Annotated in this window: 17 protein-coding genes; 6 read left to right on the top strand and 11 right to left on the bottom strand. The window is 60.0% G+C overall.

Features of this window, described 5'->3' with window-relative positions:
- Positions 1-33: 33 nt before the first annotated feature.
- A complete protein-coding gene (locus tag B3R00_RS16220; RefSeq protein WP_286999870.1) occupies positions 34-1,752 on the bottom strand; it encodes a lysophospholipid acyltransferase family protein in 1,719 nt (572 codons plus the stop codon).
- Between the two features lie 341 nt (positions 1,753-2,093).
- On the opposite strand from B3R00_RS16220, the gene B3R00_RS16215 reads away from it, so the two are divergent.
- The 5 genes from B3R00_RS16215 to B3R00_RS16195 all read left to right on the top strand — a co-directional run bounded on the left by B3R00_RS16215 (position 2,094) and on the right by B3R00_RS16195 (position 7,019).
- The gene (locus B3R00_RS16215) at positions 2,094-3,047 is read left to right on the top strand and encodes a class I SAM-dependent methyltransferase (RefSeq protein WP_286999869.1); all 954 of its coding nucleotides are present in this window, start codon (positions 2,094-2,096) and stop codon (positions 3,045-3,047) included.
- Positions 3,048-3,101: 54 nt separating this feature from the next.
- Positions 3,102-4,058, top strand: coding sequence for an alpha/beta hydrolase (locus tag B3R00_RS16210; RefSeq protein WP_286999868.1), 957 nt, complete (start codon positions 3,102-3,104; stop codon positions 4,056-4,058).
- A 318-nt stretch (positions 4,059-4,376) separates the two neighbouring features.
- Positions 4,377-4,979, top strand: coding sequence for a biotin transporter BioY (locus B3R00_RS16205; protein WP_284214515.1), 603 nt, complete (start codon positions 4,377-4,379; stop codon positions 4,977-4,979).
- A gap of 149 nt (positions 4,980-5,128) precedes the next feature.
- Positions 5,129-5,545, top strand: a complete 417-nt coding sequence (locus B3R00_RS16200) for a hypothetical protein (RefSeq protein ID WP_286999867.1) — start codon at positions 5,129-5,131, stop codon at positions 5,543-5,545.
- A gap of 223 nt (positions 5,546-5,768) precedes the next feature.
- Positions 5,769-7,019: an MFS transporter gene (locus B3R00_RS16195; protein ID WP_286999866.1), complete on the top strand. Its 1,251-nt coding sequence runs from the start codon at positions 5,769-5,771 to the stop codon at positions 7,017-7,019.
- An 81-nt stretch (positions 7,020-7,100) separates the two neighbouring features.
- Here B3R00_RS16195 and B3R00_RS16190 read toward each other — a convergent pair whose 3' ends face one another.
- From B3R00_RS16190 to B3R00_RS16170, 5 genes are all read right to left on the bottom strand, one after another.
- Entirely contained in the window at positions 7,101-8,306 is a 1,206-nt protein-coding gene (locus B3R00_RS16190) for an MFS transporter (RefSeq protein ID WP_286999865.1), read from the bottom strand.
- 24 nt (positions 8,307-8,330) lie between these two features.
- On the bottom strand, positions 8,331-8,876 hold the full coding sequence (locus B3R00_RS16185) for a MarR family winged helix-turn-helix transcriptional regulator (protein WP_286999864.1): 546 nt from the start codon (positions 8,874-8,876) through the stop codon (positions 8,331-8,333).
- 583 nt (positions 8,877-9,459) lie between these two features.
- Complete coding sequence (locus tag B3R00_RS16180; protein WP_286999863.1) at positions 9,460-11,295, bottom strand: acyl-CoA dehydrogenase; 1,836 nt, start codon at positions 11,293-11,295, stop codon at positions 9,460-9,462.
- A 140-nt stretch (positions 11,296-11,435) separates the two neighbouring features.
- On the bottom strand, positions 11,436-12,611 hold the full coding sequence (locus tag B3R00_RS16175; protein ID WP_270147768.1) for an acetyl-CoA C-acyltransferase: 1,176 nt from the start codon (positions 12,609-12,611) through the stop codon (positions 11,436-11,438).
- 39 nt (positions 12,612-12,650) lie between these two features.
- Positions 12,651-14,765 carry a 3-hydroxyacyl-CoA dehydrogenase NAD-binding domain-containing protein gene (locus B3R00_RS16170; RefSeq protein ID WP_286999862.1) on the bottom strand — a complete coding sequence of 705 codons (2,115 nt, stop codon included), beginning with the start codon at positions 14,763-14,765 and terminating at the stop codon, positions 12,651-12,653.
- A 387-nt stretch (positions 14,766-15,152) separates the two neighbouring features.
- On the opposite strand from B3R00_RS16170, the gene B3R00_RS16165 reads away from it, so the two are divergent.
- Entirely contained in the window at positions 15,153-16,280 is a 1,128-nt protein-coding gene (locus B3R00_RS16165; RefSeq protein WP_219162198.1) for a high-affinity branched-chain amino acid ABC transporter substrate-binding protein, read from the top strand.
- Positions 16,281-16,445: 165 nt separating this feature from the next.
- On the opposite strand, the gene B3R00_RS16160 is transcribed toward B3R00_RS16165, so the two are convergent.
- From B3R00_RS16160 to B3R00_RS16140, 5 genes are all read right to left on the bottom strand, one after another.
- Positions 16,446-17,141, bottom strand: coding sequence for an ABC transporter ATP-binding protein (locus tag B3R00_RS16160; RefSeq protein WP_286999861.1), 696 nt, complete (start codon positions 17,139-17,141; stop codon positions 16,446-16,448).
- Between the two features lie 10 nt (positions 17,142-17,151).
- Positions 17,152-17,940 carry an ABC transporter ATP-binding protein gene (locus tag B3R00_RS16155; RefSeq protein WP_174862724.1) on the bottom strand — a complete coding sequence of 263 codons (789 nt, stop codon included), beginning with the start codon at positions 17,938-17,940 and terminating at the stop codon, positions 17,152-17,154.
- The gene (locus tag B3R00_RS16150; protein WP_376747667.1) at positions 17,940-19,277 is read right to left on the bottom strand and encodes a branched-chain amino acid ABC transporter permease; all 1,338 of its coding nucleotides are present in this window, start codon (positions 19,275-19,277) and stop codon (positions 17,940-17,942) included. Before B3R00_RS16150 ends, B3R00_RS16155 begins: the two co-directional genes overlap by 1 nt.
- A gap of 27 nt (positions 19,278-19,304) precedes the next feature.
- Positions 19,305-20,258, bottom strand: coding sequence for a branched-chain amino acid ABC transporter permease (locus B3R00_RS16145; protein WP_286999860.1), 954 nt, complete (start codon positions 20,256-20,258; stop codon positions 19,305-19,307).
- Between the two features lie 190 nt (positions 20,259-20,448).
- On the bottom strand, positions 20,449-21,684 hold the full coding sequence (locus B3R00_RS16140) for a branched-chain amino acid ABC transporter substrate-binding protein (protein ID WP_286999859.1): 1,236 nt from the start codon (positions 21,682-21,684) through the stop codon (positions 20,449-20,451).
- Positions 21,685-21,887 lie beyond the last annotated feature (203 nt).

Here is a 21,887-nt window from a genome sequence, read left to right as displayed (position 1 = left end):
CTGGATAAGCTCTGGCAGCCAAAAATACCAGATTCAAGCTTCACACTGCGCGGTTTCGCCCATGTAGCGTGCCCGCTTGTGCGCTTTGAGCTTGCTCACATCCACCAGCACCAAACCATCCACACAGTGCGCAAAGTCGGGGTCCACGCCGAAGTCCAAAAAGCGTACACCCTCGGGCTCTGCCACCTCCGCATACTGTTTGAACAATGTGGGCACTGCCGAGCCCATGTGCGCCAGCAGATGCTTGAGGCGCACAAAGTCGGCCGCCGCATCTTCCCCCGTAAACTGCGCGCGCACATCCCAGCCTTCTACGGGCACATAAGGGCGGCGGGCATGCGCCAGGCAGGCTGCACCATAGTGGCTGCGGTAGTGGTAGATCAATAAATCGCGTGCCGCAGGCGGCATGTCACGGCTGATAGAGACCGGGCCAAACAGGTAACGGCATTCGGGGTAGCGTCGCACATAGGCACCAATGCCAAACCACAAATAGTCCAGCGACCGTTTGCCCCAATAACGCGGTTGCACAAAAGAGCGTCCCAGCTCCAGCCCCTGCTGCAAAAACGGCTGCATACCGGGTGTAAATTCAAACAAGCTGTGGGTATACAAGCCCTGCACACCTTGCTCGGCCAGCACCTTGGCGGTGCGCGCCATGCGGTAGGCACCCGCTATTTCCAGATCTTCAGGGTCCCACAAAATCAAGTGGTCATAGTGCGCATCAAAGCGATCCAGATCGCAGCGCGTGCCGCTGCCCTCACCCACAGCGCGAAACGACAGCTCACGCAGCCGCCCCACTTCGCGCAGGATGGGGGAATCCAGCCCTCCGCGAAACAAGTGAATGCGCTTGCCGTCCGGCGTCTCCCCCAGCAGTTCACACGCGTTGACCGCCTGCGCCAAAGCGCTGCGATTGACCGGGTGCGCAATCGCTGTCTCCACCCGCAGCAAAGTGGGTTTGTCCTGGGCCACGCGGTATAAGTGCTTGCGCAGCAACTTGGCTGCAGCGCCCAACTCCAGGGGCAAGCTGCTGTAGCTGTTGTAAGGGATGGGGTGGCCAATGCGCAAATCAATACTTTTTTGGTGCTGCCCAAACATCTCCTTGACCAGCAGCAGCGTGGCCAAAGGCTTGTAGAGCATCGACGCGCCATAAAACAGTGCCGAGTTACGGCCATCAATGTGAATCGGCACAATGGGCGCTTGCGTCTGCCCCGCCAGGCGCAAGAAACCCGTGTTCCAGCGCCCGTCGCGCACCCCTTCAGGGTGCAGGCGGGACACCTCGCCGGCAGGAAAGATGATGACCGCACCTTCGCCTTGCAGGTGCTCCAAAATGGCTTTGAGCTGGCGCGCACCGCTGCGCGCCCCGAGCATGGTCACGGGCAGCAGCAAGCGCTTGAGCGGCTCCAACTCCGCCAGCAAGCCATTGGCCACAATCTTCACATCACGGCGGATACCGCCCACCATGTTCAGCAAGGCCAGCCCATCGAGCGAGCCAATCGGGTGGTTGGCAATGATGACCACGCGCCCGTGTGTGGGAATACGTTCGCGCTCGTTCTCGCGCACGGCATAGCTGAAGGCAAAGTGCGCCAGCACCTGCTCCACAAACTGAAAGCCTTCCAGATGGGGGTATTGCTGGGCAAAGCTGCGAAAGTTCTGCTCCCTGAGCAAGCGGCGCAGCACGCCGCGCACCCCAACGCTCAGCCGTGGGTGCCGCTGCAATTGCGGCAAATGCATGTCAACGATGTGATCGACTGAAATCATGGTGCTGAATGGCAAAAGCTGAACACAGCCGCCATGCTGCGCACCCAGCGTGACAGCGTCGCTACACCACGATGACGGTTTGATGACCACCCCTGCGCCCGTGCAAATCCGCGCTTCGCAGTTGGTGCCAAGCCTGTGACAGCGGATCTGTGCCCCCCAAGCATTGTGAATTCGCTCCTCCAAACACGGGCCAGCCCCGCTTCAGCCCCCCATCCAACAGCCTTGCCACCCAGCTGTCAGCCATTGCAGTTTCATCACCGATTGGTTTTTACCCGTCATCCCTCACCGCCGCGCGCTGCCTCCCGCATACTCTTGCCCTTGTGATTTTTTCTGTGACTGCCATGCAAGCCCTGCTCGATACGATTGCCCAATTTCAGATGCCCACCGATGCCTGCCGCATCTTCCATGGCCGGGGCGGGCGCTATCCGGGCTGCGAGCATCTGGTGCTGGATGCGTTTCCGCCCGTGCTGGTACTCACCAGCTTTCAGCCGCTGGACGAAGCGCAACTGGCCACCATTGGCCAAGCGCTGGAAAACCGCTGGGCACAGCTGGGCAACACGCAGACTTTGAACTGGGTCTTTCAAATGCGCCAGCCCGGCGCCAAGGCTGAAACGCGCTTGATGAGTGGCAGCGTGCCCGAGCCGCACACCGTGACGGAAGCCGGTCTGCAGTACCGCGCCCACGTGCTGCGTGGGCAAAACCACGGCATTTTTCTGGACATGGCCCAGGGCCGCCAGTGGGTGCGCGCGCATATAGAAAACCACCCGGAACATCGCCACGGCCTCAAGGTGCTCAACCTGTTTGCCTACACCTGCGCGTTTTCCGTGGTGGCGCTGGATGCGGGCGCACGCCATGTGCTGAATATGGACATGGCCCAAGGAGCCTTGGCCACCGGGCAGCAAAACCACCAGCTCAATGGCCTGACGGGTGCCAGCTTTTTGGCACATGACATCTTCAGCAGCTGGGGCAAGATCACACGCGGTGGACCCTACCACCTCATCATTATTGACCCGCCCAGCTACCAAAAGGGCAGCTTTGTGGCCACCAAAGACTACGCCAAGCTCATGCGCCGCCTGCCCGATCTGCTGCGCCCCGGCGGCCATGTGCTGCTGTGCCTGAATGCACCCGAGCTCAATACCGCCTTTCTGCAAGACCAGATGGCCGAGATTGCGTCCGAGTTGCAATTTGTCGAACGCGTGGCCAACCCCGCCGTGTTTGCCGATGTGGACGAAGAGCGCAGCCTGAAGGTGCTGGTATACCGCGCGCCCACAAACACTGCAGCAGCCGCAGAGTAAGCATCCAATACCCATCTAGCGCTTATGCAGCAAGCGCTGGCAGCTATCAAAACCATGAAATCCTCTGAGATCGACCCGGCCTTGGCCATCTGCCTGCAGCGTTTTGCACAACTGGATGCACAAACGCCCACCCCACAGCTGGACTACGTGCAACGCCGCCGCCTGCTCAGTGAGTTGCAGGCACGCTTGCTGCGCAGGCAAGGGCTGGCTGGAATTGCTGTGCAGAACCACTTTGTGCCTGCCCCAGGGCGCGAAATCACTGTGCGCAGCTACATGCCCAGCCACCATGCCAGCGGGCAGACCTTGCTGTGGCTGCATGGTGGCGGCTGGATGGTGGGCAGCCTGGATACGCACGATGACCTGTGTGAGCACCTGGCCCATTACAGCGGCCACACCGTGCTGAGCGTGCACTACCGCCGCACGCCGGAGAATCCCTTTCCTGCGGCAGTGGACGATGCCCAGGCCGTGCTGCACTGGCTGCACCAGATGCAAGGCGTACTGCCGTTTGCCTCCAGCAAGGTGCTGCTGGGTGGCGACAGTGCGGGCGGCCACCTGGCTTTGGCCACCGCCGTGCGCGCCGTGCTGCAGCCGCACACTGCGCATGCCCAAATTCAAGCACTGTTGCTGCTCTACCCCTGCCTGCTGCCGGATTTGGCCACACCCAGTGTGCAAACATTTGCCCAAGGCTACGGGCTGACTGACGCCGCCATGCACCAGTACTGGCAAGCCTTGGGCGGCGCAGACAATGCCCTGCGCACGCCCAGCTTGTGCACGGCAGCGCTGCCTTGGCTGCCGCCCACTGCCATCATGACGGCCAGCCATGACATCTTGCGCGACGAAGCCGAAAACTTTGCCCACCAACTGCAAGCGCTGCCCCAAGCCCCCCAGTGTGTGCTGCAGCGCGCCGATGGCATGGTGCACGGCTTTGCGCGCATGCTGACAGCCAGCCCCGCTGCCCGCCAGCACGTAGAAGGCGCGTGCCGCATGCTGGAGGACTTGCGCACCAGTTGATGCGCCCCTGCAGAGGTGCCGTGGATGCAGTGAGCGCTGGCCTGCAACATCTTCCACAGACGATGACAGCTGTTGCTTGCTTTTCAGCGCGCGATAACCGCAGGTTGGCCACAGCGCCGCTCATTTGCTGCCATTTGCACGCAAACTGTGCATTTCTGGCCGCCGAATGACGGCGCAATCGCCACTTTTACCAGCTACTCAAACTACTCTATTGCATGCAGATGAATTCAAATTGCAGCTGCTTTAGATACAAATAGCGTGCATACAATACCAGCTTGCGCCACACCACCGTGGTGAACAACCGAGGTTTCACACGCCATGCACACCCCTTTGACACGCCGCAGTTCTGAATCCATTGCCATGGTGGCTTTGTTTGCCGCCCTCCTGGGCGTCATGGGCTTGATCCCCAAAATTGATCTACCGCTGGGGGTGCACATTTCCATCCAAACCCTGGGCGTCATGCTGGCGGGCTGCTTGCTCGGCCCGTGGCGGGGTTTGCAGGCCATGCTGGTGTTCCTGGTGGCAGTGGCCGTCGGCTTGCCGCTGCTATCGGGCGGGCGGGGTGGTTTGGGTGTGTTTGTCGCACCCACGGCGGGCTATCTGGTGGGCTGGCCGCTGGCGGCCTTGGTCACAGGCTGGTTGATGGCCTGGCTGCCCAAATCCACCCCGCTGCGCGCAGCGTGCAGCGCGTTTATGGCATCTGCCGTGGGCGGCATTGCAGTGCTGTATGTCTGCGGCATTGCGGGACTGGTGTGGATTGCCAAGCTGCCACTGACCCAGGCAATGTGGGCCAACGTGGCCTTCATCCCCGGTGACCTCCTCAAATGCGCGCTGACGGCCTTAGTGGTGCACAGCATTGCCCGCGCCATGCCCGACTGGCGGCTGGGTGGCGTTGCGCAAAAAAAGTTCTATAGCAACTAGCGCAGGCTGCATCAGCGCTATCGCCTGAAAGCACTTGTAATAAATCTTGTAACAGGCCCTGTGCAAGCGTAAGCTGCTTCGCTGGTTCTGCCCTCTGCGCTTGCATTGCAAACCTCTGGGCCAGTGATTGCTACAACGCTTGGCTGGATATGCGCTACACCCTGTCCGTTCTTACCGCCGCTTGTGTGCTGGCATTGAGCCAGCCCGCCTGGTCTGAAACCATAGACCGCGAGCTGCTGCAACGCGCCCGCAATGCAGCCTTGGCCCTGCCCGACAAAGACCGGGCCAGCGCCAGCCAGTGGCTGCAGCAATTACAGACCGCGGCCCCTGCTACGGCAGCTGCGGCCAAGCGGCCACTGCCGTTTCACCCGGTCTTCCAGGCCATCGGCCACACACTTGCCCAGTACTACGCCACCACCAGCAGCGCCCATGTGCTGGCACACCCCGTGGTACCCGCCAGCTGGCGTCAAGCGTTGGTGGCAGCTGGCACACAGCACCGGCACATGCAGCTTGATGCCACCATGGTGCAGCGCTGGATTGCCCCCTGGCAGCAAGAGACGGCATAAACACTGCTGCTGGCACACGGCAACAGCGCACCTTGCTTGATATTTATTTCAAGCATCAAATAAGCCTCAAAGGCAATACCTGTAAGCGCTGCAAGCTATCAAAAATCAAGTACATCGCCTGCCTGTGACAGGCACGCCCTGCTGCATCGCCTAGGATGCAGCCCGCACACGGTCAAGGTGCACGCAGACACACCACCGTGGGCACCCAGGGAGCTTGATAACCATGACACATTCATCCACCTCCAGCTGGTACTTTGGCTGGAACATCGTGGCCGCGGCCACACTGCTGACGCTTTTGACCGTGGGCATGCGCCTGGGCATAGGGCCGTTGTTTTTACCCATGGCCGAAGACTTGGGCTTTAGCCGCAGTTTGCTGGCCAGCATCATTGCCATTGGCATGCTGTGCTACGGTTTGGCCATGCCCTTGGCGGGCTGGCTGGTGGGGCGCATCGGCACGCGCCATGTGCTGCTGCTGGGCACCGCCATCTTGGTGGCTTCCACGCTGTGGGCCGTCAACACCCGCTCAGCCGCGGGCATCTTCTGGAGCTTTGGCGTGTGGATGTCGGTGGGCGCGGCATTCACCAGCCCGGTGGCACTGACTGGTGTCATCAGCCGCTGGTTCAACCGCCGCCGTGGCATGGCGCTGTTTTTCTTGTCTACGGGGTCAATGGCAGGCATTGCCGTGATGACGCCCGCTTTGGGCTGGGCGCTGCAGTATTTGAGCTGGCAGCACACCTTGCTGGGGTTTGCGGCCATTTTTGCACTGGTCACTATTCCCACCGCCTTACTGGTTGTACGCGACAACGCCCCAGCCAATGCCGACGCCCCCCTGCCCGCAGCCAACGGTGCGCCCGCGGTGCCGCGGGTTGCACCCCTGGCAGATTTGAGCGTCTGGCAATCCATGCGCAGCACCACGTTCTGGAAAATCACCTTCGGCCTGTTTGCCTGCGGCTTCAGCATGAACCTGATGGGCACACACTGCATGCCCATGCTGCAAGACCATGGTTTTGACGCCACCACCAGCGCCTTGGGCATTGGCCTGATTGGTCTGGTCGCCATTCCCAGCACCATGGTGCTGGGCCGCATCGCCGACAAGGTGGAACGGCGCAAACTGCTGAGCGCGATCTACGGTGTGCGGGGCTTAGGCTTTATCGGCCTGCTGGTGGCGGGCAGTGTCTGGCAACTCTATGGCGTGGCTGCCGTGGGCGGCGTGGTGTGGGCGGGCAGCATTGCACTGTCTTCTGCCATCTTGGCGGATGTGTACGGCGTCAAAAAAGTGGGCGTGCTGTACGGCTGGGCCTATCTGGGCCATCAAGTGGGTGCCATGCTCAGCGCCTGGCTGGGTGGCTGGGGCTATGAAACCCACCACACCCACTGGGTGGCCTTTGGTGCCGCAGCACTGCTGCTGGTGCTCGCCGCAGGTGTGGCATGGTCACTGCGCCCCGCTGCCAGCGCTGCGGCCATGGCGGCTTAGCAAGACCCAGCCATCTGGGCGCGCCCCGCCTAGGGCGGTGCTGGCTGCAGACCCGCCGACGCGGTGCGCGGCCGCTGAGGCTTAGTGCGCAGCAGTGCGCATGCGGGGATGCTTGAAAAACAGCACTGCCACCGTGGTCGCCAAAATCACGACAAAGCTGCAGAAGCTCGAAACTGCCGCATTCATGCCCCAGTGGTCGGCAATCCAGCCAATCGCCATCATCGGCAGCATGCTGCCGATGTAGCCAATCACTAGGTAGGTCGACAGCAAGCCCGAGCGGTTGGTTGGAGTGGCAATCCGGTTGATCATGCCCATGCCCGAGAGCATGCTCATGCCGTGCCCGATCGCGGTCAGCGCCACGCCCAGCGCAAACAACAATGCCGAACCCACCCACAGATTGAGCATCAGCAGGCCATTGCTCACGGCCAAACTCAGCAAGCCCGTGAAACCGCACCAGTGCGTAGCCATGTTGCCCGCCAAAATTTGTACGCAGGCCGAGGTCAGCAAAATTACTGCAATCGCCGTTCCACTGACCACGGGGCCATGCCACGGCACCAGCTTGTCCAAAAACAGCGGTGACATCGAGGCATACAGACCAAACACACCAAACGCCAGAAATGGCAGCGCACTGGTAAGCACAAACGCGAATGAGTCCGAAGAGGCGGGCCAGGTGAGCTTGGGCAGCACATCACGCAACTGCAATGCGGGCCGGCTGGCCGCTTGCACCGCAGCAGGCAGCTCCAGGCGGGCCAAGGCGTACAGGCCAATGCAGCCCAAAACCAGGGTGGGGATATAGGTGGTCACCAAGGGGTAAGGCGCCCACTGCCCCATGATGCCGCCCACCAGCGGGCCCAAACCAAAGCCAAAAGCCAGCAAAAATCCCGTCATCATGGCAACGCGCTGCATATGCCCTGGGCGAGACAGCTGCGCCAACCCCAAAGTAGCGCTGGTGGTGAGCATGCTGGAGGCCACGCCCACAATCACACGCCCCACACCCAGGCTGACCATGTTCCACGCCAGCATGCTGATGACCGTTCCCAGCAATGCCAGCGCCAGCCCCACCTGCATGACACGGCGAAAACCTACGCGGTCTGGCAAGCGCCCCAAAAACAGCAGGCTGCACAGGGCGCCGCCCATGTAGATCACATAGATCAGCGAGACGTCACTGGCTTGCAGCTGCCACGTCTCTTTGTACAAAGCGTACAAAGGGCTGATGAGCGCCGTGCCCATCACCCCAACGATCATGGAGAAACTCACCCACATAAAGGGTGAAACTTTGAACTTCATTTTTAAAACCGTTGCTATCTGTTGTTATCTGTTTTTCAGCACTGGGGCCGTGCCTGCATCGAGCGGTGCGACAAGCGCTGGGCAGTGAGCAGCCCCATCCATGTGCTCAAAATTGAGGGCAATCTTGCGCAGTGAAGCGCGCGTTATAGCCAACTCCTCTTCGCTCAGCCCGGCCAAGATGCTTTGCTCAATCTCCAAGGTGGTGCGCAAAATTTTTGCCGCCATCTGCTCCCCCTCAGGGGTCAGCGCAATGCATTTGGTGCGCCGGTCTGCAGGTGCGCAGGCCCACTGCACCCAGTTCGCCTCGCGCAATTGATCCAGCACCCGCACCAGCGAAGAAGTGTCCAGCGACAGTGCCTGTGCCAAGTCCTTTTGCAACATGGCTTCACCGTGCGTGTACAGCATCAGCAAAGGCATGCGGCTTGCGTCCGTGAGGCCCTGCTCCTTAAAGCTTTCATCCACTTTTTTGCGCCACTGGCGAAACACGCTGCCAATCAATAGCCCAAAACGGCAACGCGCCTGAAGCAGGTCAGGCGCGTTCTCAGGCAAATCCTCAGAGATAGTTTGCATGTCAATTAGTTTGCATGCAAAGCATATCGGCTGCAATCGGCTGCCAGGAAGCCACACCGCCAAGCTGGGTTAGCCCCTGGCACTGCCTGGCCCCACCTTCCTGCCCAACGTTAAGCGCCCATTAAGCGCACTGCAAAGCCAGATCAAAATCCTCAACTCTTATAAAAGAGTTACAAAAAATAATCTTTAAAAAACGTTTTTACCTGGGGCAGATTTTTTGCGCATCTTGCGCGCATTCGGGCATTTATGAATATGAGAATTTCTTAGATTTAAAATATATTGCAATAAACCTGCGCATTAAGAATTTTCAGTATTCACTGAAATATAAAAATTCCATATTGCAAAATCAAACCCGCAAATGCGCTGCGAAATCATGGTGCTTTCCCATAGAATTCGCACCGTCTGCACTGTAGTGAATCACGGGACTGACGCTTGTAATCTATTTTCCGCCTCTGCCAGCCAGAGGCGGCTTTCTTTGTGGTGCATGATTTATTCAATCACCCGTTGAATTCAATAATATGCATAAAAAAAGCCTGCCATTGCGTGGCAGGCTTTTTTGTTGCTGCATGCAAATGACTATGGCTTAGAACGCATCCAGCGGCATGCGGGCACATGTCATATCGCGGGCGCCCACCACGCGCAGCCATGCGGCAGTCTTGGGCAGCTCATAGTGATAAAAATAGGCTAAAGCGCCCATTCTGCCTGCGTTAGCAGCTACAGATAGCGCAGCATCCTGCGCTTGCACTGTCAAGGCTTGCTCCAGCCACACCCATGCCAACACGGTATGGCCAAATGCCTGCATATAAGGCACGGCGTTGGCCAGCGCCTCTTGCGGATTGCTCGTTGCCCAAGCCGCTTGGGTGGCCGCCTGCACCGCATGCAACGCCTTGCCCAAATCCTGCGCGTAAGCCGCCAATGCAGGCACAGCTGCGGCTTTCTCGATGCTGGCTTGGATGGTGGCCGCCAGCAACTGCAGGCCTGCGCCGCCTTGCATGACCACCTTGCGGCCCAGCAGGTCGGCGGCCTGAATGCCGTGTGTGCCCTCGTGGATCATGTTCAGGCGGTTGTCGCGCCAGTACTGCTCCACCGGGAAGTCGCGCGTGTAGCCGTAGCCGCCGTGGATCTGGATGGCCAGCGAATTGGCCTCCAGGCAGTTCTCGCTGGGCCAGCTCTTGGCAATGGGTGTGAGCACTTCCAGCAGCAGCTTGGCCCGCGCGGCTTCTTCCGGATTGCCCGTGCGGCCTTCGTCCACCAGCTTGGCACAGTACATGTTCAGCGCCAGCGCGCCTTCGCAGTACGCTTTTTGCGCCAGCAGCATGCGCTTGACGTCGGCGTGCTCAATGACAGCCACCTGCGGGCTGCTGGCGTCCTTGCCGCCTTCGGTCATGGGGCGGCCCTGCGGGCGGTTCTTGGCGTAATCCAGGCTGGCGTAGTAGCCGGCCAAGCCCAGCATGGTGGCCGCCATACCAATGCCGATACGCGCCTCGTTCATCATGTGGAACATGCACTTGAGGCCCTCGTGCGGTTGGCCCACCAGGTAGCCGATGGCACCCGCGCCGCCGCGCACCGGGTATTTGCCCTCGCCAAAGTTCAGCAGCGTGTTGGTGGTGCCGCGCCAGCCCAGCTTGTGGTTCAGGCCGGCGAGCGCCACATCGTTGCGCTCGCCAGTCAAGTTGCTGTTCGTGTCCACCAGCTTCTTGGGCACGATGAACAGCGAGATGCCCTTCACGCCCGGAATCAACTTGCCGTCCGGCCCGGGGATCTTGGCCAGCACCAGGTGCACGATGTTTTCGGTCAGCTCGTGGTCGCCCGAGCTGATCCACATCTTGTTGCCCTTGAGGCGGTAGCGCGCCCCCAGCGGGTCGTCTGCAAAATCTGCGCCATCGGGCTCGGCACGGGTGGCAATGTCGCTCAGGCTGGAGCCGGCTTGTGGTTCCGACAGCGCCATGGTGCCCGCCCAGCGGCCGTTGAATTCGTTGTCGGCAAACACCTGCTGTTGCATGGGCGTGCCGTGCACGCGCAGCAGGTTGGCGTTGCCCACCGTCAGCAGGTTGGAGCCGATGCTAATGCTGGCGCAGGCAAAAAAGCTGTTGGCCGCAGCCTCCACCACATACGGCAGCTGCATGCCACCTTGCTCGTAGGGCTGGGCCGCGCTGAGCATGCCGCTGTCGGCATAGGCTTTGCGCGCCTCGCCGGTGCAGGCGGGCTGGATCACCTTCTCACCGTCGAAGGTGGGCTCTTGCGTGTCCACCGTGCGGTTGAAGGGTGCGTACTTCTCGCAGGCGATGCGCTCGCAGGTGTCCAGCACCGCGTCAAAGGTTTCGCGGCTGTGGTCGGCGTAGCGGGTGCGGGCGGTCAGACTTTCGGCGTGCAGCCAGTCGTACAACAGAAATTCCAGGGTGGAGCGCAGTTGGGACATGATGAAGAGTCAAATATGGCTCTAGCGCTTATGCAGCAAGCGCTAGCAGCTATGGTTTTAAAAAATCCAAAGCGGTAAAAAAGCCGCCTACCCTCGGTGTGAAGGAAGGCGGCTGCGGGATTTACGGCGCTGTCAAACGCTCAGAGCACTTCAAAAATGCCAGCTGCGCCCATGCCACCACCAATACACATGGTCACGCACACCCGCTTGGCACCACGGCGCTTGCCCTCGATCAGCGCATGGCCCGTCAGGCGCTGGCCTGATACGCCATAGGGGTGGCCCAAGGCAATGGCGCCGCCGTTGACATTCAGGCGCTCATTCGGGATGCCCAGCTTGTCGCGGCAGTAGATCACCTGCACGGCAAAGGCCTCGTTCAGCTCCCACAGGTCGATGTCTTCGACCTTCAGGCCCAGTTTTTTGAGCACCTTAGGGATGGCGAACACAGGGCCAATGCCCATCTCGTCGGGCTCGCAACCGGCCACGGCAAAGCCCAGGAAACGACCCAGTGGCTGCAGCCCCTTTTTGCTGGCGTAGTCTTCATGCACCAGCACGCAAGCGCCCGCACCGTCGGAGAACTGGCTGGCGTTGCCCGCCGAAATCAAGCCACCGGGCAGCGCGCTGCGCAGGCCGGAGATGCCTTCCACGGTAGTGCCTTCCCGGATGCCCTCATCCTTGGAGACGGTGACTTGCTTGGTCGTCAGGCCCATGACCTTGTCAGCCACGCCCATGGTGACCGTGATGGGGGCAATCTCTGCATCAAACAAGCCTGCGCTTTGGGCGGCAAACGCTTTTTGCTGGCTGGCGGCACCGTACTCGTCCATGGCCGCGCGCCCAATCTGGTAGCGCTTGGCCACTTGTTCGGCCGTTTGCAGCATGCTCCAGTAGATCTCGGGCTTCATCTTCATCAGCTCGGGGTCTACGGCCATGTGCTGGTTCACCTCTTGCTGCACGCAAGAGATGGATTCCAGGCCACCGGCCACCAGCACCTCGTTTTCGCCCGCAATGATGCGCTGCGCTGCCAGTGCAATCGATTGCAGGCCCGAGGAGCAAAAGCGGTTGATGGTCATGCCAGACGTTGTCACAGGCAGCCCTGCGCGGGTGGCAATCAGCCGCGCCACGTTGCCTCCGGTGGTGCCTTCGGGCAGCGACAGGCCCATGATCACGTCTTCCACCTCGGCACCGTCGATGCCGGCACGCTGCACAGCATGTGCAACCGCGTGGGCACCCAGCGTGGGGCCGTAGGTCATATTGAACGAACCCTTCCAGCTCTTGGCCAGCGGGGTGCGCGCGGTAGAAACAATCACTGCGGATGTCATAACTTCAATCCTTCAAATTCTGGGTTTGCCAACGGCGCTTTAAGCGAACGACTTGCCTTCGGCGGCCAAGCGCGCCAACAAAGGAGCGGGCTTCCAGAACTGGGCGTCGTCGTGGGGGTTTTGTGCAAAGCGGTTCATGGCTTGCACCACATTGATCAGGCCCAGCTCACTGGCGTAGTGCATGGGGCCACCACGGTAGATGGGGAAGCCATAGCCGGTCAGGTACACCATGTCGATGTCGCCCGACTTGCTGGCAATGCCGTCTTCCAGAATCTGCGCGCCTTCGTTGACCAGCGAGAACACCAGGCGCTGCACGATTTCTTCGTCCGAAATCTGGCGCGGTGTGATGCCCATCGCTTTGCGGTGCGCATCAATCATGTCCAGCACTTCCTGGCTCGGAATCGCATCGCGCTTGCCGGGGGCGTAGTCGTACCAACCCTTGCCGGTCTTTTGACCAAAGCGGCCCAGCTCGCACAGACGGTCGGCACTGGCGCTGTACTTCATGCCGGGTTTTTCGACCGCGCGGCGCTTGCGGATGGCCCAGCCAATGTCGTTGCCCGCAAGGTCACCCATGCGGAAGGGGCCCATGGCAAATCCAAACTTCTCCACGGCCTTGTCCACCTGCTCGGGGCTGGCCCCTTCGTCCAGCAAAAAGCCGGCCTGGCGGCTGTACTGCTCAATCATGCGGTTGCCGATGAAGCCATCGCACACACCGGAAACCACTGCGGTCTTCTTGATCTTCTTGGCGATTTGCATCACCGTGGCCATCACGTCCTTGGCCGTGGCCTTGCCGCGCACCACTTCCAGCAGCTTCATCACGTTGGCAGGGCTGAAGAAGTGCATGCCCACCACGTCCTGCGGGCGCTGGGTGAAGGCAGCGATCTTGTCCACGTCCAGCGTGGAGGTGTTGGAGGCCAGAATGGCGCCGGGCTTGGCCACCGCATCCAGCTGCTTGAACACGGTTTCTTTCACGCCCAGCTCTTCAAACACGGCCTCGATGATCAAGTCGCAGTCTTTCAGATCTTCGTAACTCAGCGTGGTGCTCAGCAGGGCCATGCGCTGTGCGTACTTGTCTTCCTTGAGCTTGCCCTTCTTGACCTGGGCCTCGTAGTTCTTGCGGATGGTGGCCACGCCGCGATCCAGCGCCTCTTGCTTGGTCTCCAGGATGGTCACGGGGATGCCGGCATTCAGGAAGTTCATGCTGATGCCCCCGCCCATGGTGCCCGCACCAATCACGCCCACCTTGTGGATGGCGCGGGTGGGGGTGTCTGCGGGAATGTCGGCAATCTTGGTCGTGGCACGCTCGGCCATGAACAAATGGCGCAGCGCGCGCGACTCGGGGGTCCACATCAGGTTGATGAACAACTCACGCTCAACGTTCAGGCCGTCTTGGAACTTGCGCTTGGTGGCCGCTTCCACCGCGTCCACGCACTTCAGCGGCGCAGGGTAGTTCTTGGACATGCCCTTGACCATGTTGCGCACAAAACCAAAGTATGCATCGCCTTTGGGGTGCTTGCACTTCAGGTCACGCACCAGGGGCAGTGCCTCGTTACCGTCGGCATGGCGCTCGCCCACGGTCTGGGCCAAAGTCAGGGCTTCTTGCGCCAGGCTCTCGGCGCTGGCCGACAGCTTGTCAAACAGTTTTTGGCCAGGAATTTGCGCCAGCAACTCGCTCTTGACGGCCTCACCGCTGACGATCATGTTCAGCGCGGGTTCCACACCAATGGCGCGTGGCAGGCGCTGCGTGCCGCCAGCCCCAGGCAGCAGACCCAGCTTGACTTCGGGCAGCGCCACGGTCGTGCCCGGTGCGGCAATGCGGTAGTGACAACCCAGCGCCAACTCCAGCCCGCCGCCCATGCACACCGAGTGGATGGCCGCCACCACGGGCTTGGCCGACTGCTCCACCTGCGCAATCACCGTGTGCAAATTGGGCTCTTGCAGTGCGGCTTCCTTGCCAAACTCTTTGATGTCTGCACCGCCCGAGAAGGCCTTGCCGGCACCCGTAATCACGATGGCTTGCACGGCGGCATCGGCATTGGCCTGGTTGAGACCTTCCAGGATGGCGCGGCGGGTGGACAAACCCAGTCCGTTGACCGGCGGGTTATTGAGCGTGATCACGGCCACGGATGCGTGGACCTTGTATTCAGCCGTCATGGCTTGTCTCCTTCGGTTCTATGAAAAAAGAACGGGCGTTCTGCAATTCATTCTAGGAAGCGACTTCGGCAAACGCTATGGAGTTTTGCCCTCGGATTGTCTCGATTGGGACATCAGCAAGAGGCGGGTTCCGAGATGCGGAATCTTGCTGGCACGCGCATCGGAGCCATCGAAGAAAAACCGATCAACGGTCACCTGGCAACTCACCGATGGCGCATTTCTTGCGACGCCTGTGTGCACCGTCTGAACCATGACACGTGACAAGTGTGGCTGCAATAAAACGCTGGGGAAAGTCATAACCGAGCATGTGAGCGCCCACCCAACAATGTGTGCAGCGTGTTCAGCACGTGCACGCACTTTTCCCTTTTTTGGAAGGCTCACCCTTATATGCAACGCAAAACATTCATTCGCTTGAGCACCGCCTGGGCCGCCGCCGCACTGATGGGCTCGGCAGCCATCAGCGCCCATGCAGCAGAACCCATCCTCATCGGCGTTCCCATTCCCATGACAGGCCCCAACACCCAGTATGGCGATGAAGTCAAGGCGGGCCTGCTCACGGCGGTGGAAACCATGAATGCCGCTGGCGGCATGAATGGCCGCGAATACAAGCCGGTGTTCATTGACGATGCGTGTGAGCCCAAGCAAGCTGTGCCCGCAGCCAACCGCGTGCTCAACTCCGGCGCCAAGTTTGCGATCGCCCACGTGTGCTCGGGTGTGACCGTGCCTGCCTCCAAGATTTATGAAGAAGAAGGCATTGTGGCCATCACCCCCGGTGCCACGGCCCCGCAGGTGACCGATGGGCTGAAGGGCCACCACTTCTTCCGCACGATTGGCCGCGACGACCAGCAAGGCCCATTTGCGGCCAAGTTCATCGTCGACAAGCTCAAGCCCAAGGCGGTGGCCGTGCTGCACGACAAGCAAACCTACGGTGCGGGCGTGGCCCAGCACGTCAAAAACACGCTGGACAGCCTCAAAGCACCGGTGGTGATGTATGACGGCATCAACGCGGGCGACAGCGATTACTCCGCCGTCATCACCAAACTCAAAACCGCCAAGGTGGATGTGGTGTTCTTCGGTGGCTACCACCCCGAAATGGGCTTGCTGCTGCGCCAGGCCAAAGAGCAAGGTTTGAAGACCCGCTTTGTGGGCGCAGAAGGTGCGTTCAACCAAGGCCTGATTGAAATTGCCGGCCCTGCCGTAGAGGGCATGATGTTCACCTTCCCAGCCGATTTCAGCCAGCGCCCCGAAAACAAGGGCGTGGTCGATGCCTTCAAGAAAGCCAACCGCTCCGCCAACGGCGCCTACCAAATGCCTGCCTACGCGGCCTTGCAAGTGCTGGACAAGTCCATGAAGGCCGTGGGTGCCGACCCCAAAAAGGTGGCGAACTATATGCACGCCCACACGTTTGACACCGTGATCGGCAAGGTGGCGTTCGATGCCAAGGGTGATTTGAAAGACTTTGAATTTGTGGTGTTTGAGCTGGCCAAAGACGGCAGCCGCTCGCAAGTGAAGTGACACCACGCTCGCGGCGTACACAACGCACGCCGCCAAGACAAAGGGCTCCAGCTGGAGCCCTTTTTTACGACCATGTAGATGGGAAATTTCCACACAGCATATTTGCATCAAATATGCCTTAAGCGCTTGCACAGCAAGCGCCGGCAGCTCACTTTATTGATTTTTTTAAACTTCCAGCCATTCCTTGCGAACATTGGTATTGGCGTTCAGGCTATGCGGCGTGCCATCAAACACAATCGCACCGTGCCCCATCACCAAGGCGCGGTCAGAGATGCGCATGGCAATGGTGAGCTTTTGCTCAATCAGCAGCACCGACACCCCGCGTTCCTTGATTTTTTTCAGGTACTCGCCCACCAGTTCGACAATTTTCGGTGCCAAGCCTTCGGTGGGTTCGTCAATGATGATGAGGTCCGGGTCACCCATCAGCGTGCGGCACAGCGTCAGCATTTGCTGCTCACCACCCGACATGACACCCGCTTCGGTGTGCTGGCGCTCTTTGAGGCGCGGGAACATGGCGTACATGTCGTCAAAGCTCCAGCGACTGCCCTTGCCACTGCCTTTTTGGCCTAGCAGCAGGTTCTGGTGCACGGTGAGATTGGGGAACACATCGCGGCTCTCCGGCACATAGCCAATCCCCAGGTGCGCCACCTCGTAGGTTTTTTGACCGTGCAGCGCTTGCGCTTTCCAGCGAATATCGCCCTCCCAATCGACCAGCCCCATGATGGCCTTGGCCGTGGTGGAGCGCCCCGAGCCATTGCGCCCCAGCAGGGCCACGATTTCTCCGGCGTTCACCGAGAAATCCACGCCATGCAACACATGGCTTTTGCCGTAGTAGGCATGCAAGTTATTGATGTGCAACATGTGGGCCTCCTCAATGCAATGCAGCTTGCGCCTGTTCATCGGCAATGACCGAGCCCAGGTACGCCTCTTGCACCCGCGCATTGGCACGCACGTTTTCGGGCGTGTCAAAGGCAATCACCTCGCCATAAACGACCACCGCAATTTTGTCGGCCAAACCGAAGACCACGCCCATGTCGTGCTCCACGGTCAGCAAGGTCTTACCCACGGTCACCTCGCGGATCAGGTTGATGAAGCGCGCGGTCTCGCTGTTGCTCATCCCGGCCGTGGGCTCGTCCAGCAAAATCACGTCGGCCCCGCCGGCGATGGTGATGCCGATCTCCAGCGCGCGCTGCTCGGCATAGGTCAGGTTCACAGCCAGCTCGTCGCGCTTCTTGTGCAGGCCGATCTGCTCCATCAGCTGCTTGGCGCGCTCGTTCACCGCATCCATGCGCGACAGAAAGCGCAAAAAGGTGTAGCGGTAGCCCATGCTCCACAGCACGCCACAGCGCAGGTTTTCAAACACGCTGAGCTTGGGGAAGATGTTGGTGATCTGAAAGCTGCGCGACAGGCCCATGCGATTGATTTCAAACGGCTCTTTGCCATCAATGCGCTGGCCGTGCAGCAGCACCTCACCGCTGGTGGGCGCAAAACGCCCGCTGATCAGGTTGAACAAGGTGCTTTTGCCCGCGCCGTTGGGGCCGATGATGGCCACGCGCTCGCCCGCATGCACGGCCAGATTGGCGCCGCGAATGATTTCCGTCTTGCCAAAGCTTTTGCGCAGATCACGCAGCTCCAAGGCATAAGGTGTGTGATGGCCCATCAGATGCCCTCCGCACGCTGGATGTCGTGCTCAATTTCTTCCTGAATCTGCCCCCACTGGCGCACGTATTCACGGCGCACCAGCTCAAACAGCCCCAAGCCTGTCAGAAAGATCAGGCCCGCGCCCAGCCAGCTCTCCACACTGTGCACATTCAGCGTGCTGCCCATAAAGCGCAGTTCACTGCCCAAGCCGATGTTCAGCTGCAGGTGATAGAGCATCTCCACCATGGCAGCCAGCCCCACCACCATGGCCACGGCCGTGCCCGCCAGCGCCAGGTAAGCGCCCACAATACGCCCCAGCTTGCCGTACTTGGCCAGGCGCAGGTTCATCATGATCAGGCTGGCAATACCACCGGGGGCATACATCACCATGAACAAAAAGATCAGGCCCAAATACAGCATCCATGCCTTGGTAATCTCTGACAAAAACACCGTGGCCACCACCATCAGCACGCCACCGATGATGGGGCCAAAGAAGAAAGTGGCGCCCCCCAAAAAGGTGAACAGCAAATAGGTGCCCGAGCGGATGATGCTCACGCTGTCCATGGCCGTGACGATCTCGAAGTTGATGGCCGCCAGCCCGCCCCCAATACCGGCAAAAAAGCCCGCAATGATGAAGCCCATATAGCGCACGCGCTGGGTGTTGTAGCCCACAAAGGCCACGCGCTCGGGGTTGTCGCGCACGGCGTTGAGCATGCGGCCCAGCGGCGTGGCCGTGAACGCAAACATCAGCGCGGTACAGATGAAGCAGTACACCGCAATCAGGTAGTACACCTGAATGCTGGGGCCAAAATCAAAGCCCAAGAACGTGGTGCCATACACACGGTCGGTGGTGATACCGCCTTCTCCGCCAAAAAAACCGGGGAACATCAGCGCCATGGCGGCAACCAGCTCACCCACCCCCAGGGTAATCATGGCAAACGTGGTGCCTGATTTTTTGGTGGTCACCCACCCCAGCAGCGCGGCAAAGAACATGCCGGCCAGGCCACCCACCAGCGGAATTAGCCATACCGGAATGGGCACGCCTCCATCGGCGGCGCGATTCATCGCGTGGATGGCGATGAACGAGCCCAGCCCCGTGTACACCGCATGCCCAAAACTGAGCATGCCGCCCTGCCCCAGCAAGATGTTGTAGGACAGGCAAATGATGATGGCATAACCCATCTGGCTGAGCATGGTCAGCGCCAGAGAGCTGGTGAAGACCAGCGGCGCGATGATGAGCAACAGGGCAAATACGCTCCACACCACCACGCGCCCGATATTCCAAGGTTTGAAGCGGTAGTAGCGCACAGGGGCAGAGGAAGCGGGTGCGGCATGCGGCATGGTTTCGTGATTCATCGGCGAAAGCAAAATGGCTGACATGGCTTAGTCCTCCCGCGTGCCCATCAGCCCCTTGGGGCGGAAGATGAGCATGAGCACCAAGAACAAATACGGCAGGATGGGCGCCATCTGCGAAATCGTCAGGCTGAGTACGGGCCAGCCAAAGCTCTCCGGCGTGATGTGCATGCCCAGGCTGTTAAACAGCGTGGCCCAGGAGTAATCCAGCGCCACTGCAAAGGTCTGCACGATGCCGATGAGCAGTGACGCCAAAAACGCGCCGGCCAGCGACCCCAGCCCCCCGACCACCACCACCACAAAGATGATGGAGCCCACCGACATGGCCATCGAAGGCTCGGTCATATAGGTGTTGCCGCCAATCACGCCGGCCAGCCCGGCCAGCGCGCAGCCGCCGCCAAACACCAGCATGAACACGCGCGGCACGTTGTGGCCCAGCGCCTCCACCATTTCGGGTTTTTTCAGCGCTGCCTGAATCACCAGCCCAATGCGTGTGCGTGTCAGCAGCAGCCACACTGCCAGCAGCATCAGCAGCGCCATCAGCATGATGAAGGAGCGCGACTTGGGGAACTGCGTGCCGTACAGCGTAAACAGCGGGCCTTGCAAGGCGGTGGGCAGGCCGTAGGGCACAGCACTGCGCCCCCAGACCAGCTGCACTACTTCCAAAATCAGGTAGGACAGACCAAAGGTGACCAGTAACTCGGGCACATGGCCATATTTGTGTACCTTGCGCAGGCTGTAGCGCTCAAACGCGGCACCCAGTGCGCCCACCATCAGTGGTGCAATGACCAGTGCCGGCCAAAAGCCTATGACGCCCGAGAGCATGTAGCCGAAATAAGCACCCAGCATGTAAAAGCTGGTGTGCGCGAAATTGAGCACGCCCATCATGCTGAAGATGAGCGTCAGGCCCGAACTCAGCATGAACAGCAGCAGCCCGTAGCTGATGCCGTTGAGCATGGAGATCACAAAAAATTCAAGATTCATGGAACCCTGTCAACGCAAAGAAAACACGGTGTGGCGCACCACCAGAATCGGCGCCACGGCATAAAAAGCGGGTTGTCTGTGCCACAGTGGCTCACGCGACCCCAGCAAATCGCAGATTTGCGCTGGGACAAAGCTACCCAGCCCCAAGGTTGCGTGAGCGGGCCTTGCACCACCCGCTGGGTAGCACCGCTTAGCTGGGGCGCTTCATTTCACAAGAGGTGGGCGTGCTGGCCACATAGGGCTCGAAGTACTTCACCTGCTTGAAGGTGTAACCCGTGTTTTCCTGATCGATGGGGTTTTGGGCGTCGGTCTTTTCCCAGCGGCTGATGTACAGGCCCTGCTGCAGCTGGTGGTCTTGCTTGCGCATTTCGACTTCGCCGTTGAAGCTCTTGAACTTCATACCTTCCATCACCGCAGCCACCTTCACCGGATCGGTGCTCTTGGCGCGTTTGAAGGCCTCGGTCAGCATGGCAAAGCCGTGGTAGACCGCCCCGGTGTACATGTCGTCATTCATCTTGGACTTGAAGCCCTTGACGATGTTGTTAATAGGCCCTGGCATGTTGGTGTACGAATACCCCACCACATACACCTTGCCTGCCGCCGCTGCGCCCATCGCCGTGGGCGCGCCGGTGGCTACGGCGTAGTAGGTGTAGAACTTGACGTTGTTCAGACCGGCATCGTTGGCTGCCTTGATCAGCAGCGACAAGTCAGAGCCCCAGTTGCCGGTGATCACGCTGTCTGCACCCGACTGTTTGATCTTGGCAATGTAGGGGGAGAAGTCACGCACTTGGGCCAAAGGCGCCATGTCGTCGCCCACGATTTGCACATCGGGGCGCTTGCGCTGCAGCATTTCTTTGGCGTACTTGCTGACCTGGTGGCCGTGCGCGTAGTTCTGGTTGATCAGGTAGACCTTCTTCACATCGGGCAGGTCTTTCATGTAGGTGGTCAGCGCTTCCATCTTCATGGAGGTGTCGGCATCCAGACGGAAGTGCCAGTAGCTGCACTTGCTGTTGGTCAGATCCGGGTCTACGGCCGCGTAGTTCAGGTACAGCACTTCTTTGCCCTTGTTGCGGGCGTTGTGCTTTTCCAGCGCATCCATGATGGCCAGCGCCGGGCCTGAACCGTTGCCCTGCACCACGTAGCGCACGCCCTGGTCCATGGCAGAGCGCAGGGCGCTGGTGGTCTCCTGGGGGCTGAGCTTGTTGTCGATCGGAATGATCTCGAACTTCACACCAGCAGCGTTGTTCTTACTGAATTCTTCGGCCAGGTATTGCCAGCTCTTCATCTGGTTGGTGCCCAACGCAGCCATCAGGCCCGACAACGGATCCAGCCATGCAATTTTGACGGTTTCACCTTGCTGGGCCATCGATGCACCAGCAGCGCTGAGCAATACGGATGCGGCCACGGTCTTCAACACAAATTGCATGCTTGTCTCCTGCGTAGATAAAGGGTTGGTTCACACTCACCAAATCACCCGACAAGCGTAGTCAGTCATTCGCAAAAACCGCATGGTGGTTTCACTCTCGGGACTATCCCCCTCGGTAAGAACACGCATGGATAGGGGTCACGTGGGTGACTTTTGGGGCGTTCAGCCACCCCGCCAATTCACCAAAAAAGAAAGCACCTTAC

The sequence above is a fragment of the Comamonas sp. UBA7840 genome (assembly GCF_002501455.1).
Taxonomy (GTDB): Bacteria; Pseudomonadota; Gammaproteobacteria; order Burkholderiales; family Burkholderiaceae_C; genus Comamonas; species Comamonas jiangduensis.
Note: the sequence above shows the minus strand (reverse complement) of the source record. Positions and strands in the feature narration are given on the sequence as shown.

Coding starts and splice junctions, on each gene's coding strand:
- B3R00_RS16180 (WP_286999863.1), bottom strand. CDS start 11,295: ATGTCCCAACTGCGCTCCACCCTGGAATTTCTGTTGTACGACTGGCTG.
- B3R00_RS16145 (WP_286999860.1), bottom strand. CDS start 20,258: ATGAATCTTGAATTTTTTGTGATCTCCATGCTCAACGGCATCAGCTAC.
- B3R00_RS16215 (WP_286999869.1), top strand. CDS start 2,094: ATGCAAGCCCTGCTCGATACGATTGCCCAATTTCAGATGCCCACCGAT.
- B3R00_RS16150 (WP_376747667.1), bottom strand. CDS start 19,277: ATGAATCACGAAACCATGCCGCATGCCGCACCCGCTTCCTCTGCCCCT.
- B3R00_RS16205 (WP_284214515.1), top strand. CDS start 4,377: ATGCACACCCCTTTGACACGCCGCAGTTCTGAATCCATTGCCATGGTG.
- B3R00_RS16190 (WP_286999865.1), bottom strand. CDS start 8,306: ATGAAGTTCAAAGTTTCACCCTTTATGTGGGTGAGTTTCTCCATGATC.
- B3R00_RS16160 (WP_286999861.1), bottom strand. CDS start 17,141: ATGTTGCACATCAATAACTTGCATGCCTACTACGGCAAAAGCCATGTG.
- B3R00_RS16140 (WP_286999859.1), bottom strand. CDS start 21,684: ATGCAATTTGTGTTGAAGACCGTGGCCGCATCCGTATTGCTCAGCGCT.
- B3R00_RS16155 (WP_174862724.1), bottom strand. CDS start 17,940: ATGGGCCATCACACACCTTATGCCTTGGAGCTGCGTGATCTGCGCAAA.
- B3R00_RS16220 (WP_286999870.1), bottom strand. CDS start 1,752: ATGATTTCAGTCGATCACATCGTTGACATGCATTTGCCGCAATTGCAG.
- B3R00_RS16195 (WP_286999866.1), top strand. CDS start 5,769: ATGACACATTCATCCACCTCCAGCTGGTACTTTGGCTGGAACATCGTG.
- B3R00_RS16175 (WP_270147768.1), bottom strand. CDS start 12,611: ATGACATCCGCAGTGATTGTTTCTACCGCGCGCACCCCGCTGGCCAAG.
- B3R00_RS16165 (WP_219162198.1), top strand. CDS start 15,153: ATGCAACGCAAAACATTCATTCGCTTGAGCACCGCCTGGGCCGCCGCC.
- B3R00_RS16185 (WP_286999864.1), bottom strand. CDS start 8,876: ATGCAAACTATCTCTGAGGATTTGCCTGAGAACGCGCCTGACCTGCTT.
- B3R00_RS16200 (WP_286999867.1), top strand. CDS start 5,129: ATGCGCTACACCCTGTCCGTTCTTACCGCCGCTTGTGTGCTGGCATTG.
- B3R00_RS16210 (WP_286999868.1), top strand. CDS start 3,102: ATGAAATCCTCTGAGATCGACCCGGCCTTGGCCATCTGCCTGCAGCGT.
- B3R00_RS16170 (WP_286999862.1), bottom strand. CDS start 14,765: ATGACGGCTGAATACAAGGTCCACGCATCCGTGGCCGTGATCACGCTC.